Raw genomic sequence first — 15,118 nt, 5'->3', positions numbered from 1 at the left:
CTTGTCGCGACGCTGAATAGTTCTGAAGAGAGCAGCAACCGTTTTCGTCAGCGACGCGAGCATTTGGGAAATCGCAATGAAGTCAGGAATCGCGAAGCTGGACGCAGATGTGAACGAGCTAGTAGCCCGTATTGAAGAAGCGGGCTTTCGCGAACTGCCCATGACGGCGGCGCACGCTGCGGCAGTTCGCGATCTGGCCGATATTCACCGCGATCCGTTTGACTGGTTACTGGTTGCGCAGGCCATTACCGAGCCATTGCGGCTGCTACCCGCCTGAAGGTCACGCGGGCATCACTAGCATTCGAATTCCGAACCGCGCACTGACTCGACCAGATAATCGACGAACGACCCGATGCGCGACGAAATCGCAGTATTGCGGTAGTACACCGCGTTGATCGGCTGCCGGAGATCCAGTGTCTGGCGAGGCAGAAGCTGCACCAGCGTCCCTTCGCGACGGTCGCGCGCCGTCATGAAGTCGGATAGACACACAATGCCGGCACCCGCCAGGGCCAACTGCCGAAGCGTCTCGCCACTCGAGGAGTGAACGGCGGGCGAGATGCGGTAAGGCGCATTGTCGGGCCCGAGAATGGGCCAGACATTCAACCCTTCTGGTTGAGTGAATCCCAGCAGTGAAAGTTTCCTTAGATCCTCCACCCGCCTCGGCTGGCCATGCGCGTCCAAGTATTCCGGGCTCGCGAGAATACGCATACGGCTGCTGCCCACCGGTCTGCTGTGCAGGGTCGAGTCCTTCAACTGGCCGATCCGGATGGCAACATCGGTGCGATGCTCGAGCAGATCGATGATCCCTTCATTGCTATTGAGCTCCAGTTCCACTTGCGGATAGCGAGTTCGATAACCCGGCACGTTCGGCACGATGACGTGCAGCATGAATGGCGTCGCTGCGTCAATACGCAAGCGCCCCGACGGTCGCTCGCGGCGGGTTGCCATCTGCTCCTCCGCGTTCTCCAGAAGCGAAATAATCGCCCTCGCGTCGCGGAGAAACGCTTGTCCTTCTTCCGTCAATTCCAGCCGGCGTGTCGTCCGGCGCAACAACGTCGTCCCGAGCTTGTCTTCGAGCCGCCCCAACGTTCGGCTCGTTGCCGAAATGGTTAGATTGAGCTGATTCGCGGCTGCCGTGATGGATCCCGTGTCGACCACGGAAACGAATGCCTCTAACTCATCGAATGTACTCTTCATACTTGTTTTCGGAACAAAATCGTGTCGTTTTTGAACAGGTTTAGGGTCGAGATTCTGACACGCCGATCGCCAATATTTGATCTTTTTTCAAATATCTTTCTCGCTAGCCGCAGTTTTTCGCCAGGATATGAACGGGTAGAATCGCGCCTTCGATCCAGGAGGCCAGTCCGCGACCGAAGCCACGGGGATAGAGCGATTCTAATCACCCGCGTGTATCCGACTTTGCAGGGATGGGATTTGCCGGACAGCTTGTTTTGACCGCAACGGATAATCGTACCGTTGACCCGCATGGTGCTTTGATGGTTACCCGGTATAGCCTGACATTCGGCCCGTTCCGCATCGATTTCCCGCAGCGTGTCCTCACCAGAAATGGTGACGAAGTCCGCATCGGCAGTCGTGCGCTCGATATTCTTATCGTGCTAGCCGAGCACGGTGGCGAACTGGTCTCAACGCGTCAACTGCGCGACGAGGTCTGGAAAGAAAGCGTGGTCGACGATGGCGCGCTTCGTGTGCACGTTTCCACCCTTCGGAAAGCGCTGAGCGATGGACAATCGGAAAGCCGGTACATCGTCAACGACAATGGACGAGGCTATCGGCTGGCGGTGCCGGTCCATTCCACGAGGGCTACGCAAGTCACCGCCCCCGCGCCGACTGCGCCGACCAGTACCCCCGATGAAAGTGCGCGAGCGTTGCCCGTGACCCTCGCCCGGGTCGTCGGCCGGGAGGATGTCATTGACGGCCTGACCGACCAGCTTCCCGAACGCAGGCTATTGACCATCGCCGGTCCCGGCGGCATCGGCAAAACCACGGTCGCCGTGGCTATCGCGTATCGCTTTTCCGGGCGTACCGGTATCCGCGCACTATTCGTCAACTTCGCCCCCGTTTCCGACAAGGCGAGCGTCGCCAGTACCGTGGCGTCGACGCTCGGCGTCGCCGTATTCAGCGGCAATCCAGTCCCCGGCCTGATTGCCTCACTGGGCGACACCCCAATACTCCTGGTGCTCGACAATTGTGAGCATGTCGTCGAGGCGGTCGCGCAGGTCGCGGAACAATTGCTGCAAGGCACGTCGGGTGTGCACCTTCTGGTAACAAGTCGGGAGCCGTTGCGCGCGGATGGCGAGTCGGTGCATCGGCTTTCGGCCCTGCCGTTTCCCGACGTCGGTGCGCGGATCGGCATCGAGGCGGCCGGAAGTTTTCCGGCCATCTCGTTGTTTCACGACCGCGCAAAGGCGGCCGACGACGCCTTTCAGTTCACGGTTTCGAACATCGGCGCCGTGGCCGACATTTGCCGGCGCCTGGACGGAATTCCTTTGGCGATCGAATTTGCCGCGGCGCGCGTCGCGCACATGGACGTGCGTGCGATCGCCGCGCGCCTGGACGACCGCTTTGCGCTGCTCACACAAGGGCGCCGAACCGCACTGCCGCGGCATCAGACGTTGAAAGCGACGCTTGACTGGAGCTACGAGCTGTTGGACCCGCGTGAGCAGCACGTCCTGCGCCGGCTGTCGGTGATGCGCTCTTCGTTTGGCATGCGTGAAGCCGTTGCCGTGGCAGGCTGTGGGCAGATCGATGAACTGGCGGTGTTCGACGCGATCAGCGGCCTTGTCGCCAAGTCGCTTGTCGCACGCGATATCGGTGACGCCGACAACCCGTATCGGCTTCTCGACACGACCCGCCAATACGCACACCTTCGATTGCTGGAAGCCGGCGAAGCGAACGCGACCAGGCGCCTCCATACCATACATTGCTGCGAGACCTTCGCGGACCTGGGCGCCGCCTGGGAGGGCAAGGCACAACCGCAATGGCTGGCCCAGCTCAGCAAGCGAATCGACGATATCCGCGCGGCGTTCGAGTGGGCCTCCCATCAGGAGGGGGATCCGGAGCTCGAAATCGACCTCGTTATCGCCACGGCGCCGCTCTGGCTCCATCTGTCGCTGCCACACGAGTTCCTCAGCATGGCCGAACACGCCATTGCAGCGGTTGAGCGCTCCGAGCGCTCCGAGCAGGCCGGCAGCACGCGGCACGCCGAACTGCTGGTGGCCTACGGACACTCGCTCTGGCATACGCGTGGGCCAACCATCGAAATGGCACGCGCTTTTGAACGTGCCTACGCGCTGAGCCGACGACTGGGTGACGAGGCGCTGGAATTCCGCATTCTGTGGGGCGTATTTGCACATCGGCTTGTCACAGGTCGATACCTGGAAGGTCTCGCACTGGCCGAGGCGATGCAGGCGTTCGCGGATCGTTCCGCAGACTCGACGCTCAATCAGATGTCGGGCCGCAATCTCGCCTATGCACACCATTACCTCGGCGATCAGGCGAAAGCGCGTACGCTGATCGAGAGGGTCATCGCGCTCGAAGCTGGCCCCACGCGGGAAAACCTTTCAAAGGCAAACGATGCGCAAATGGATGGCCGCATCGCGAGCATGACGGTGTACATGCGAATTCTCTGGCTGCAAGGCGAGACTGAGCGCGCCGTGAGGCTGGCAAGGGACTGCGCCGAACTCGTCGCTTCGATCGAGCACGACCTGTCGCTCGTCTACGGCCTCGCACTCGGTTCAATACCCATCATGATCTGGGCAGGCGAGCATGACTTCGCCCGGCAGCTCACGCGCATGCTTCGCGAGTGCACGAGCCGGCGCGGATTGGCGCATTGGGACGTCTACGGCGAAGGATTCGAACACATCCTTGCCGGCAAGCCCGTGACCCTATCGAGGGCAACCGTTCCGCAACTGGAAGCGTTTGCCAGCGCCGGGTGCAAAGTCTCCATGAATGCGCTGATTCTGGCGGATCGCGTTGCAGAGCCGTGCTGGGTGAGCGAGACGCTTCATGAATACGCGCGCTCAGGCGTGCAGTGGCCCGCTGCTTGCACGGGTGGGGCTCGCGGCGGCGAAACGTGATGCTGGCGCGCTGCCGGGATTGCATCCCTGGCTAACGCTTCTTAGCAAACTTTAACTGAACGGTCCGGACCCACCGGCTGGAGAATAGCGGCTACCGGGACTCGACATCGTTTCAGGCTCAACAGGTGCAGTCGACACTGTGTGAGGCGCGACTGGGAGTCCCCCAACCGCTCAACTCTGATATGTCGGCTTTCATGGACCACGTTCCGCCTGCAAGTACCGTCGATTCCGCGTCACCGCGTCTCGCGACGCCATGGTCATCCCACCCGGTGCTGGACCCCGAGACGCAGCAGTTTCTCGATCTGGTGGCCGAAGCCGGCATGCATCCGGATTCGCTGCTCGCCGAACAGCCATCGTTTCCCGGCCGCGCCGACAGTGACGACAGTTGCGCAGACGAGTATGCCGTCACCATCGAAGCGCTGACCTTCAAGACCGGACCGACGGGCACCATTGACGTGCACATCGTGCGACCGGCCGGCGCGCCGGGCTTACTGCCCGTCGTGCTCTACTATCCGGGCGGCGGCTGGCGCATGGCGAGCTTCGCAACCCACCGCAGGCTCGTCTCACGCCTTTCGGCTGAAGCAGAGGTGGCGGTTGTCTTCGTCCGTTGTTCACCAGCGCCTCAGGTCCTGTTCCCGACACAGAACGAAGAGGCATACGCCGCGCTGCAATACGTCGTTGCACATGCCGAAGTGCTGCAGCTCGATGGTCGCGCGATCGCGGTGGCCGGCGATGGTGCAGGCGGAAACATCGCTGCAGTCGTGGCGCGATGGGCGAGAGACCGGCATGGCCCGAGTCTGCGCCTGCAAGTGCTGTTTTGCCCCATCCTGTCGGCAGACGCCACCACGCAGTCATATCGTCAGTTCGCGACGGGGCCCGGTATGACGGCCAGGGCGCTGGAGCGTTTCATCGAGTCACAGTTTCCTGAAAGATCGCGGTCACTCGCGGCGGCGATGCCGATAAAGTCGAAACCCGACGAACTCGAAGACCTGCCCGCCGCACTCGTCATCACGGCAGAGAACGACATTACGCGAGACGACGCCGAAGAATATGCCCGCAAGCTCATGCGCGCAGGCGTCAGAGTGAACGCCGCTCGTTATATCGGCACGATTCATGACTTCATGGTTTTCGATGGGTTGGCTGACACCTGCCCGACAGACGCTGCGTTCAGACACGCCAGCAGCGTTATAAAGCGCGCACTCCGTCGGTAGCCGACATAACTTCACCACTCACCGCTGGCGAAGACACGCGTGCCTATTTCCCTTGCTGGAGGCGACCTTATGAAAATCGGCCGGATCGAACTCGATATGGACGCGCGACGCTTGCGGCGCGATGGCGAGGATGTGCGACTGGGCTCTCGCGCCTTCGACCTGCTGGCGACGCTCGCCTCGGCAAACGGTCGAGTGGTGTCGAGGTCCGAGCTGATGCAGACGGTCTGGCCCGGCACCGTCGTCGAAGACTGCAATATCGACGTCAACATCTCTGCGCTGCGCAAGGCGCTGGGTGATGACCGGGACCTCATCGTCACGGTCGCGCGCCGTGGCTACCGGTTGGCCCCGTCTCGGGACGTACAGCCGAAACTCCGTACTGCCGCCAGTCCGCGGCCGCTCCCGCGCCGCGTCGGGAATCTCGTCGGGAGAGACGTGGTCGTGGCCAAGGCAGCCGAGGCATTGGTCGACTCCCAGGTGCTTACGCTGACGGGCACAGGTGGTGTCGGAAAATCGAGTCTTGCACTTGAACTCGCCTATCGGATAGCGCCGTCATGCCCGGCGACGGTGGCCTTTGTCGATCTTTCATCCGCAGCCACGATCGACCAGGTGCTGAGTGCCATCGCGTACGGTTGCGGTGTCGACATGCCGGAGGACGTCGTCTCTTCCGAGCGTCTGGGCGCAGCGCTGTCGAATGCGCCGTGGTTGTTGATACTCGATGGTGCGGAGCACGTCATCTCAGTGGTTGCACAAATCGTGGAAGCATTGTTGGCGGCAAGCCTGAATATCCAGTTCCTGGTGACGAGCCGGGAGCCCCTGAAGATTCGCAACGAGACGGTTTTCCGGGTGAACCCGCTTGGCGTTCCCAAACTTACGGACCGTTGCGACGAGATGTTGGACAGCCCGGCTGTCCAGCTGTTTGTCCACCATGCGCAGCAGATGCATCCGAGGTTTGTCCCTCGCATCGGCGAGATAGCGAGCATCGCAAAGATTTGTCAGCGCCTGGATGGTATTCCACTCGCAATCGAGTTGGCCGCCGGCAGGGCGGAATTGTTGGGCGTCGAAGGCGTGCAACGCCTTCTGAGCGATGGACTGTCGTTCCTATCCGGGGGATACCGCACTGCGACGGCGCGGCATCGCTGTCTACGGGCAGCCCTCGATGTCAGCTTCGACCTGTTGAGCGACTCGGCCCAGTCCCTGCTCGTTCAACTTTCCCGGTTCGTCGGACCGTTTAGCTTCGATTCGCTGCGTGGAGTCGACAACGACATGGCAGTGACGACAGGCAGCTTGATTGAAAACATCGATGAGCTTGTCTCGAAGTCGCTTGTCAACGTCTGTATCGACGGGCCGGAGGCGATGTATAGCCTGTTCGAATGCACCCGGACGTACGTCGCGGAGAAATTCCAGTGCGCGTCGGATGAGCACGCCGCCAGGAGGGCAGTTCAAAAACCTCTCGAAGGCGATGTTAGCTTTCTCGGCGAGCTGTTGCCCTTAAGCGTCTGAACAACGAACCCGTTCGTCGATCGGGCCAGCCGTAGTCAAAGCCTGAACGACGTAGACACAGGGCGCGATCCCCGCAACGCTCCTGACGCCGCCGGGATCGGCACGATAGCCGGCAAGTCCTACCACCCGTACTTGAGTTCGACGCCCGCGTAGTCGGCATTGCGGCCGCCCGCCTTACGAATCGAGTTTCCCACCTGGAAGTGCACGGCTTCGACCGAACCTACCAGGTTGGCCGCAATCGTCCAGTCCGCGCGCAATTGCACGTACATACCTGTCCACAGGCTGCCTTTGCCCGCCGTGCCCGGCACAGGCTGATTCGGCTGCTGGTACACGGCGTCGCCAGTCGTCTCGCGCCACTGGAAGCCCAGCGCGCCAAGCAGCGTGAGACTGGCCGAAGGCCTGAGCGTAATCGACGGTTTGATATGGATCAGGTTCGCGTAGCCCGTATAGCCTGCCAGCGTGAAGTAATAGCCGTTCGGAAATAGCGGATTGAAGGTCTCGAGCCGACCATCATGCGGGTGCCGGTCGCCGGACGCCGCATCGATCTGCAGTGCGACGCGCGGCGTCCACGGCATGTCGAATTTGTAACCTGCGAGCGAGCCAACCGCCCACGCGAGAACCGTACTATTACCGACCGTTCCCGTCTGCAGCATCGCCTCCGCATCCCAATCGACGCCGCCGCGCGTGCCGAAATAGTGCAGGTCCCAGACGTCGCGGTGCTCAGAACCCTGAGCGTCGAGGTATCGCGCGTTGGTGTTGTTATAGCGGGACCAGTACCCGGACATGTCACCCGGCCCGACGGATTGCCGCTCGAAACGCACGCCGCTGAAAGTGAGATTGCGGTTCGACACCTCGTCGAACACGGTCGCGTTGCGGTACTGCACGGGCTGCGTTGCGTAGGCGATAAAGCGCCACTTCTGGTATTCGTAGTCTGCCCAGATGGCATCGAAGGCCTGTCGTACGTTCGGGCCATCACGTACGGCAATGAAACGCTGCAAGTCGAATGCCATTTCCTGGCGGCCAACGCGAAACTTGAACGTACCGCCGCCGAGCGCTCCAGTGTAGGCCACGAATGCCTGCTCGAGATCGAGCGGATTCTTGTCCACCGGCGTGACCACGTTTTTGCCAAACGCTCGCGCATCCTCAAGTTGGACGAAGAACTGCCAGTGCTCGGCGAGATGTGCATCGGCATGCACTTCGATGCGCTGAAGCAGATAGGTATCCGACTGCGCAGAGCCGACACCGAACAGCGGGGCGTCATTGGTTTCGATACGCTCACGCAGGTTCGCACCAAGCGACAGATATGACGCGGGGTCGCCGCCGAGCGGAATGTACTTGAGGCTGTCGAGCGGCTTGCGCGGAACGCATGGGTTCGCAAGCACCGACCAGTCTTCCTGCCAGCGGTTGAACATCACGGCAGGACGTTTGACGTTGCATGCATCGGTCATTGTGGCGGCATTCAATGCGGTGCCTGTGTTCGCGCCGGCTGCGTCAGCCGCGAGGCTCGCACCTGCAACCGGTTGCGCAGCTGTGTCTGCGAACGCCGCGTCGGCGCCCGCCAGCAGCAGCCCGGCGATGGCCGTCCAGCGCGCTGCCTTCTCGAATCGACGCCCGCGCATCTTGCTCGATACCATGGATTTCCTTGCCTTTGTCGGCTCGTGTTTGTGTTTGCTCGTCCCGCGCACGCGCCCAGCCTGAGCAGGATGATGTTCTTCGCCGCCTGGATTCATGAGCGCCCCGCTGCAATCGCGCGCTCATGCTCTCCCGTAGTCACCGCCAGCCCGGCGAGAGCACACGCCGGCGCAAGCAGCGCCCAGAAGCCCATGTAGACCACTCCCAGTGCGCCGGCCACCGCACCACCGGCAAACGCGACAATCGCAGGCATCATCAACCGGAAGCGCAAGCACGCCGCTGCACGCACGCTGTCGGCCGTGTCCGGCGACAGCATGTCGATCACATCCAGAACGGCTTGCGTGACATTGCCCGTCATTACGGTGTTGGGCACACCAGGGCGTTGGACTAGGCGCGGATGCGCATTCTGCACACCCATCGCGAACGCCCCCACGACGCCCGCCAGGATGACAGGCAGGCTATCTGGCTGGCTGATCGGCGTCGCCCATACGCCGGCGAGGCAAAAGCCGACTATCAGCACGGCCTGCACCGCATAAAGCAAGCGTGCGCCCTGACGTGCCTGTCCCTGCGGGAGCCAACGCACGAGCAGGCTGCTGAGAACGACCCCGCCGATAAACGCGGGGAACACGATCAGCTTGAGCAGAACGCCCTGCCCGGAGCCGGCGATGCCGGCGCCTATCAATACGAAGTTGCCCGTCACGTGTGCGGTGAACAAACCGAACAATGCAACGAAGCTCAGCGTATCGACAAAGCCGGCGATCGCGGCAAGGATCGAGTCCTCAGACTTCATTGCGCCGCGACCGCGTGAATTTCGGCGATATAGCCCCCGGGGAACTGCACGATCGCGGCATCACGGCCAGCCGACGTGAACGGCGGCACCAGCACATTGACGCCAGCGGTCTTCGCCTTTTGAAGCGTATCGGCCAGATTCGATACTTCGTAGCCGGTCACTTCGCGCCCGTACGGGTAAGGCAAGTGGCCGTCCGTCACGAGCACGGTCATCTTGCCGAACGGCGATTCGATCCGAATGCGGCGATAGGTGTCGTCGGGTCTGCCGATCTCGACTCCCGGCGCCTTCAGGTCATCGGACACCACCTTGCCGTGTGAGAATTTAACGAAATCGTGAACCAGCTTGTGCACGCTTTGCGGCGACACGTAGACCCGATTTTCGGGAATGGTCTGCAACTTGTCGTAATGCGGCGCCTCGGTGTGCCAGTAGAGCTGCATGTTGGTGCCGCCCGGCCACGTGATGATTGCGTCGCGGCCGATCGGGTCGGGGAACGTATCGACGATCACATCCGCACCGAGTGCACGCGCCGACTTCACCGCCGCGTCCATATCCGTCACGAGGTAGCCCGTGCGCTCCGCGCCGAACGGATACGGCATGGGCGTCTTGAAGCCGAATACGGATATCGTGCCTGCCGGGGTAAACACGAGCTGCGACATCGTCTGGCTCGGTGTCGGCGTGACCTGGAACACCCCTTGTTTCGACTTGCTGCCGCCGAACGTCGCCACGAAACTGTCGGTGAAGCGATCGAAGTTCTCTGGCGCTACGTATACGTGCGTCGTGTCGTACTGTGGACCGACTGCGACCGACGGCGATTCGATCGGCATTACGGGCGGCTTCGCGAAAGAAACGGGCGCGGTGGCGAGACCGCCCGCGATCATAAGTGAAACTAAGGCAGTGCGAATTGCTTTCATAGCGGAATTTCCTTGATATTTCATCGTACTGATCAATCGGTCAGGCGCGGTTCTCGCCGACCGGACGCTGCATATCGCCGAGCAGGGTCGCGAGCACCAGGCCCGCGATCAGTCCAAGATGCTCGAAAAAACTGTTGAGCGCCATGAAGCGCTCGGCACCGGCATGGTTCCAAAAGTCGTTGGCAACCAGCATCGCGACGACGGTCAGCATGCCGAGGCCGCCAGCGCCGATCCATGTGAAGCGGCGCAATACCACGCACAGTGAGCCGACGATCTCGACCGCCACCGCGAGCGCTGCCCAGAGAGCGGCCGGGTGCAGGCCGAAATGCGCCTGCTCCGCAACCGCGCCCTCGAAGTTCAGTGCTTTGGTGACACCGCCGATGAGGTAGGCGGACACGAGCGCAAGGCGCACGAGCGGTCCCACCCACGGCTGCGATAGCAGCGCATCAACCCATGCGGGGTTGGTGCTGCCGTTCCATGTCGTCATGTCAGATCGCCCAGCAAGAGCAGCCGAATGCGCCCCAGAAGCCCCTTGCATCCGAAGTCGGCAACGCACTGGCCCACGCGCTCGCGTGCGCATGGCCATGCACGCCGCAGGCGCTCGCGCAGGCACACGGCGCCGCGGCAGCGGCACGCCCGAGCGGCGCGCCGTCGCGCTGCGTCGCGCCCCAGCCGCCATAGCCGCCGTATTGGCGCACCGGCGACCAGTCCGGCATTGCAGGCGGGATGGGCTGATCGTGTTGCGAGAACGGGCCCGCGCCCCAGACGATCTTTCCGCCGACCACCGTGAGCAATGCGGTGGTGCCGGCAATGTCGTCCTCCGCGCACGAGAAGAAGTCACGGTCCGGAACCATCAGGTCGGCGAGCTGCCCCGGCACGATGCGCCCCTTCTTGCCCTCTTCGTTCGAGAACCAGGCGACGTACTCCGTCCACATGCGCAGCGCCGTATCGCGATCGAGCAGGTTACGTTGCGGATACATCCGCAGACCGCCAACCGTCTTGCCGCTCACGAGCCATGCGAGCGACACCCACGGGTTGTACGACGCGACGCGGGTCGCATCGGTGCCAGCCGAGACCTTGATGCCCTTCTCGAGCATTCTCGCGACGGGCGGCGTGGCTTGCGCCGCCTGGGCGCCATAGCGCTCGACGAAATACTCGCCCTGGTAGGCCATGCGATGCTGAACCGCGATGCCGCCACCGAGCGCTGCGATGCGATCCATCGAGCGCTCCGAAACGGTTTCCGCGTGGTCGAAGAACCAGTTGATACCGTCGAGCGGAATATCCTTGTTGACCTTTTCGAACACATCGAGCGCGCGGCTGATGGTTTCGTCGTAGGTCGCATGCAGGCGCCACGGCCAGCGGTTCTGCGCGAGTACCCGCACGACGCCTTCGAGCTCGCCTTCCATTCCGGGCGGCAGTTCGGGGCGCGCCACGCGGAAGTCCTCGAAGTCGGCCGCCGAAAACACCAGCATTTCACCCGCACCGTTGTGGCGGAAGTAGTCCGAACCATCGTGATACTTGACCGATCCGGTCCAGTTCACGAAGTCTTCCTTTTCGGCCTGCGGCTTTTGCGTGAAGAGGTTGTACGCGATGCGCACCGTCATTTCGCCGGCATCGTGGAGCTTGCGGATGACTTCGTAATCGTCCGGGTAGTTCTGCGAGCCGCCGCCGGCATCGATCGCGCCGGTCACGCCAAGGCGGTTGAGTTCGCGCATGAAATGGCGCGTCGAATTGTATTGATACTCTATCGGCAGCTTCGGGCCTTTCGCGAGTGTCGCGTAGAGGATCGACGCATTGGGGTTCGCGAGCAGCAACCCGGTGGGGTTGCCTGCGCTGTCGCGCATGATCGTGCCGCCCGGCGGCTCCGGCGTGTCCTTCGTATAGCCCACGACGCGCAATGCGGCGGCGTTGAGCAGCGCCCGGTCGTACAGATGCAGGATGAACACGGGCGTATCCGGCGCGACGGCGTTCAGCTCATCGAGCGTCGGCAGCCGCTTCTCTTCGAATTGGTGCTCGGTGAAGCCGCCGACCACGCGCACCCATTGCGGCGCGGGCGTGATCGCGACCTGCTGCTTGAGCATCTCCATGGCAACGGTGAGCGAGCGTACACCGTCCCAGCGCAGCTCCATGTTGTAGTTCAGACCGCCGCGAATCAAATGCAGGTGATTGTCGATGAGGCCAGGCAGCACGGGCCGGCCACCGAGATCGATAACTTTAGTCGCACGGCCCGCAAGCGGCATGACGTCCGCATCGCTGCCGACCGCGACGAAGCGGCCGTCGGCAATCGCCACGGCACTAGCGACCGGGTTCGAACGATCCAGCGTCGTGAACCGTCCGTTATGCAAAATCAGATCGGGATGGGTAGCGGTTGCGCCCATTTGCGTTTCCTCGTTTCTGTCAGTTCGGTTAAAAGCCCAACAATTGCCTCAGGGATGGAACGGCCTGCGCGCCGATCAACATGCCAAGCAGGCCGATGAGGGCAACGAGCGGAGGCGCGGGCGAGCGGACCTTGATCACGCTGTAGATCACGCCTATCAGCATCCCTGCAGCGAGGGACAGCAGATAAGATTCCATACGATCAGTCTCTCTGTGAGTGTGGAATGCTGATGCGAGACCTCGCGGTTCAACCCGAGTACCTCGCGGGGGATGCACTGCAGCGCAGCGATCGGCAGATCGCATGCGCTACCGCCGCCTTTACGCGGAACGCATCGCCCCGGTTCCGGCGATCGCGACGACGAGGCGATTAACGTGCCGGTACGGCCGGCAGCACCTCGTGCTGCGTAGCGGTGCGCTGCGCTGCCTTGTGGACCATCGTGTATGCGTAGTCGACGCCCATGCCGTACGCGCCCGAGTGTTCCTTCGCGATCGCCATCACGGCGTCGTAGGTCGTGCGGTGAGCCCAGTCGCGCTGCCATTCGAGCAGGACCTGCTGCCACGTGACGGGCACGGCGCCCGCCTGGACCATACGCTGCATCGCGAAGTCATGCGCGTCTTTCGACGTGCCGCCCGATGCGTCGGCCACCATGTAGATCTCGTAGTCGCCTTCGAGCATGGCGCACAGCGCGAACGTCGTGTTGCAGACCTCGGTCCACAGACCCGCCACGACCACCTTCTTGCGGCGATTCGCCGCGAGCGCGTCGCGCACCTTCTGGTCGTCCCACGAATTCATCGACGTGCGTTCGAGCACCTTGTGCTCGGGGAACACGTCGAGCAGTTCCGGATACGTGTAACCCGAGAAGCTCTGCGATTCGACCGTGGTGATCGTGGTCGGAATGTCGAACACCTTGGCCGCCTTGGCCAGACCGACGACGTTGTTCTTCAGCACCTGACGGTCGATCGACTGAACGCCGAACGCCATTTGCGGTTGGTGATCGATGATGATCAGTTGGCTGTTCTGCGGAGTGAGTACTTCGAGCTTCGAATTGTTCATGACGGGTATTTCCTTTGAACCGGACAGAGGAGGAAGTCGCCATGCCGGCCTGGCCGGCGGGCGTCCGACGTGCATTGGCGCTGGGCGATTCGACATCCAGCTGCGGTTATTTGACACGCAAAGACAGAGCAGCAACAACTAAAAAAGGGATTAAATTTTATGGCCGAATAATTAATCTTAAAAAGCCTTAATCGGGATTTTCTTAATGCAGAGTAACCGCTAGGCTTTCCACGAATTCGCTCGGTAGATCCTGTCATGGGACAGGTCGTCAATGAGGCTCGCACTATGAAACCGTATATCCTTTCCCTGTTGGCCGGCATCCTTGCCGGGGTCGTCTACGGTGCGATCGGCGTGCAATCGCCGGCGCCGCCCACCATTGCGCTGATGGGCCTGCTGGGCATGCTGGCCGGCGAGCAGATACTGCCGCTCGCGCGCAGGGTGCTCTCCGGTTCGAAGTTGGGTGCCGCATGGCGCGAGGCGAAATGCGGCCAGCACATGTTCGGCTCGCTGCCGGGCGCTCACGGCTCCAACGCAGCCGCAAAGGACCCGCAGTCATCCTCATTCTGATCGGCATCTCTCGCGCGTCGGCCTCGAATGCCCGAGAGAACCCTCCGGTTACCTCGCCCAATCCCTCGAGTCACGCGTTGACGACATACGTCATTCGTCGCGTGACCCAAGCCTCCTTCACGCGAGCTCGAAACGGTCGAGGTTCATCACCTTGACCCACGCGGCCACGAAGTCGCGCACCAACTTCTGCTCGCCGTCCGCGCTCGCATAGACCTCGCTCAGCGCGCGCAACACCGAGTGCGCACCGAAGATCAGGTCGACGCGCGTGCCGGTCCACTTGAGCTTGCCGGTGTTGCGGTCGCGGCCCTCGAACACGTCCTTCGCCGCCGAGACCGGCTGCCATTCGGTGCTCATGTCGAGGAGGTTGCGGAAGAAGTCGTCGGTGAGCGTTTCGGGACGCTCGGTGAAGACACCGTGCGCGTCCCGGCCCGTGTGGACGTTGAGCACGCGCAAGCCGCCAATCAACGCAGTCATCTCCGGCGCGCTCAGCATGAGCAACTGAGCCTTGTCGACGAGCAGCGCCTCGGCGGACACGGGGAACTCGCCCTTGAGGAAGTTGCGGAAGCCGTCGGCGGCCGGTTCGAGCATGTTGATCGATTCAATGTCCGTCTGTTCCGCCGACGCATCCATGCGGCCCGGCGAGAACGGTATGCAAGCACAGCCCTAGTGTCCTGAGTTAGAAGTTCGTTGAATCAATCTTCCGCTCTATCCGAAATGACGAAATGCTGATTAAAAAGCCGCTCGGACTCGCGCAACCCTTCTTCGGTAAAGATCACGGATTTCGTCTTGTTGACCGGATCATCAATGAAGCCGCGTTCGTAGAGCCGATTTAGCACATCCCAGTCGAAACCCTTCCATGCGCGGTATCGATCATGCAGGGTCAGATAGAGGAGTGCCAGGGCGACTTCATCAATTGCATCGGTATTGATTTTCATGGTGCTACTCCCGCGGCCTTACGAACCCGCACACAAAACCGTTCG

The 15,118-nt window shown here is 62.0% G+C and carries 14 protein-coding genes and 1 pseudogene; 5 read left to right on the top strand and 10 right to left on the bottom strand.

Annotated elements, in window-relative coordinates; genetic code table 11:
• The first annotated feature begins 16 nt into the window (after nt 1-16).
• Complete coding sequence (locus P3T21_RS30150) at nt 17-277, top strand: type II toxin-antitoxin system VapC family toxin (protein WP_429259668.1); 261 nt, start codon at nt 17-19, stop codon at nt 275-277.
• A gap of 17 nt (nt 278-294) precedes the next feature.
• Here the strand turns inward: P3T21_RS30150 and P3T21_RS30145 are convergent, their stop codons facing one another.
• The gene (locus P3T21_RS30145) at nt 295-1,197 is read right to left on the bottom strand and encodes a LysR substrate-binding domain-containing protein (RefSeq protein ID WP_429259601.1); all 903 of its coding nucleotides are present in this window, start codon (nt 1,195-1,197) and stop codon (nt 295-297) included.
• A 299-nt stretch (nt 1,198-1,496) separates the two neighbouring features.
• Between P3T21_RS30145 and P3T21_RS30140 the strand changes: the two genes are divergently transcribed.
• The 3 genes from P3T21_RS30140 (at nt 1,497) to P3T21_RS30130 (ending at nt 6,808) form a co-directional block, all read left to right on the top strand.
• Nucleotides 1,497-4,097, top strand: coding sequence for an ATP-binding protein (locus tag P3T21_RS30140; RefSeq protein WP_429259600.1), 2,601 nt, complete (start codon nt 1,497-1,499; stop codon nt 4,095-4,097).
• 194 nt (nt 4,098-4,291) lie between these two features.
• Nucleotides 4,292-5,308 (top strand): alpha/beta hydrolase, encoded by a 1,017-nt coding sequence (locus P3T21_RS30135; RefSeq protein WP_429259599.1) that lies wholly within the window; start codon nt 4,292-4,294, stop codon nt 5,306-5,308.
• Nucleotides 5,309-5,377: 69 nt separating this feature from the next.
• Complete coding sequence (locus tag P3T21_RS30130; protein ID WP_429259598.1) at nt 5,378-6,808, top strand: ATP-binding protein; 1,431 nt, start codon at nt 5,378-5,380, stop codon at nt 6,806-6,808.
• 119 nt (nt 6,809-6,927) lie between these two features.
• Here the strand turns inward: P3T21_RS30130 and P3T21_RS30125 are convergent, their stop codons facing one another.
• The 7 genes from P3T21_RS30125 to P3T21_RS30095 all read right to left on the bottom strand — a co-directional run bounded on the left by P3T21_RS30125 (nt 6,928) and on the right by P3T21_RS30095 (nt 13,571).
• Nucleotides 6,928-8,442: an alginate export family protein gene (locus P3T21_RS30125; protein WP_429259597.1), complete on the bottom strand. Its 1,515-nt coding sequence runs from the start codon at nt 8,440-8,442 to the stop codon at nt 6,928-6,930.
• Between the two features lie 92 nt (nt 8,443-8,534).
• A complete protein-coding gene (locus tag P3T21_RS30120) occupies nt 8,535-9,230 on the bottom strand; it encodes a YoaK family protein (protein WP_429259596.1) in 696 nt (231 codons plus the stop codon).
• Complete coding sequence (locus tag P3T21_RS30115; RefSeq protein ID WP_429259595.1) at nt 9,227-10,141, bottom strand: glyoxalase; 915 nt, start codon at nt 10,139-10,141, stop codon at nt 9,227-9,229. Before P3T21_RS30115 ends, P3T21_RS30120 begins: the two co-directional genes overlap by 4 nt.
• A 40-nt stretch (nt 10,142-10,181) precedes the next feature.
• Entirely contained in the window at nt 10,182-10,628 is a 447-nt protein-coding gene (locus P3T21_RS30110) for a DoxX family protein (RefSeq protein ID WP_429259594.1), read from the bottom strand.
• 1 nt (nt 10,629) lies between these two features.
• Entirely contained in the window at nt 10,630-12,519 is a 1,890-nt protein-coding gene (locus tag P3T21_RS30105) for an amidohydrolase (protein WP_429259593.1), read from the bottom strand.
• A 28-nt stretch (nt 12,520-12,547) separates the two neighbouring features.
• The gene (locus P3T21_RS30100) at nt 12,548-12,715 is read right to left on the bottom strand and encodes a DUF1427 family protein (RefSeq protein WP_013092658.1); all 168 of its coding nucleotides are present in this window, start codon (nt 12,713-12,715) and stop codon (nt 12,548-12,550) included.
• Between the two features lie 169 nt (nt 12,716-12,884).
• The gene (locus P3T21_RS30095) at nt 12,885-13,571 is read right to left on the bottom strand and encodes a hydrolase (protein WP_429259592.1); all 687 of its coding nucleotides are present in this window, start codon (nt 13,569-13,571) and stop codon (nt 12,885-12,887) included.
• A 285-nt stretch (nt 13,572-13,856) separates the two neighbouring features.
• Here P3T21_RS30095 and P3T21_RS30090 point away from each other — a divergent pair, with 285 nt between their 5' ends.
• Nucleotides 13,857-14,138, top strand: coding sequence for a XapX domain-containing protein (locus P3T21_RS30090; RefSeq protein ID WP_429259591.1), 282 nt, complete (start codon nt 13,857-13,859; stop codon nt 14,136-14,138).
• Nucleotides 14,139-14,255: 117 nt separating this feature from the next.
• On the opposite strand, the pseudogene P3T21_RS30085 reads toward P3T21_RS30090, so the two are convergent.
• A pseudogene (locus P3T21_RS30085) lies at nt 14,256-14,789 on the bottom strand (peroxidase family protein); the annotation flags it as partial.
• A 41-nt stretch (nt 14,790-14,830) separates the two neighbouring features.
• Complete coding sequence (locus P3T21_RS30080; RefSeq protein ID WP_429259590.1) at nt 14,831-15,073, bottom strand: DUF6429 family protein; 243 nt, start codon at nt 15,071-15,073, stop codon at nt 14,831-14,833.
• Between the last annotated feature and the right edge of the window lie 45 nt (nt 15,074-15,118).

Source organism: Paraburkholderia sp. GAS334, from assembly GCF_050436625.1.
Taxonomy (GTDB): domain Bacteria; phylum Pseudomonadota; class Gammaproteobacteria; order Burkholderiales; family Burkholderiaceae; genus Paraburkholderia.
Note: the sequence above shows the minus strand (reverse complement) of the source record. Positions and strands in the feature narration are given on the sequence as shown.

Coding starts and splice junctions, on each gene's coding strand:
- P3T21_RS30145 (WP_429259601.1), bottom strand. CDS start 1,197: ATGAAGAGTACATTCGATGAGTTAGAGGCATTCGTTTCCGTGGTCGAC.
- P3T21_RS30140 (WP_429259600.1), top strand. CDS start 1,497: ATGGTTACCCGGTATAGCCTGACATTCGGCCCGTTCCGCATCGATTTC.
- P3T21_RS30135 (WP_429259599.1), top strand. CDS start 4,292: ATGGACCACGTTCCGCCTGCAAGTACCGTCGATTCCGCGTCACCGCGT.
- P3T21_RS30130 (WP_429259598.1), top strand. CDS start 5,378: ATGAAAATCGGCCGGATCGAACTCGATATGGACGCGCGACGCTTGCGG.
- P3T21_RS30125 (WP_429259597.1), bottom strand. CDS start 8,442: ATGGTATCGAGCAAGATGCGCGGGCGTCGATTCGAGAAGGCAGCGCGC.
- P3T21_RS30120 (WP_429259596.1), bottom strand. CDS start 9,230: ATGAAGTCTGAGGACTCGATCCTTGCCGCGATCGCCGGCTTTGTCGAT.
- P3T21_RS30115 (WP_429259595.1), bottom strand. CDS start 10,141: ATGAAAGCAATTCGCACTGCCTTAGTTTCACTTATGATCGCGGGCGGT.
- P3T21_RS30110 (WP_429259594.1), bottom strand. CDS start 10,628: ATGACGACATGGAACGGCAGCACCAACCCCGCATGGGTTGATGCGCTG.
- P3T21_RS30105 (WP_429259593.1), bottom strand. CDS start 12,519: ATGGGCGCAACCGCTACCCATCCCGATCTGATTTTGCATAACGGACGG.
- P3T21_RS30100 (WP_013092658.1), bottom strand. CDS start 12,715: ATGGAATCTTATCTGCTGTCCCTCGCTGCAGGGATGCTGATAGGCGTG.
- P3T21_RS30095 (WP_429259592.1), bottom strand. CDS start 13,571: ATGAACAATTCGAAGCTCGAAGTACTCACTCCGCAGAACAGCCAACTG.
- P3T21_RS30090 (WP_429259591.1), top strand. CDS start 13,857: ATGAAACCGTATATCCTTTCCCTGTTGGCCGGCATCCTTGCCGGGGTC.
- P3T21_RS30080 (WP_429259590.1), bottom strand. CDS start 15,073: ATGAAAATCAATACCGATGCAATTGATGAAGTCGCCCTGGCACTCCTC.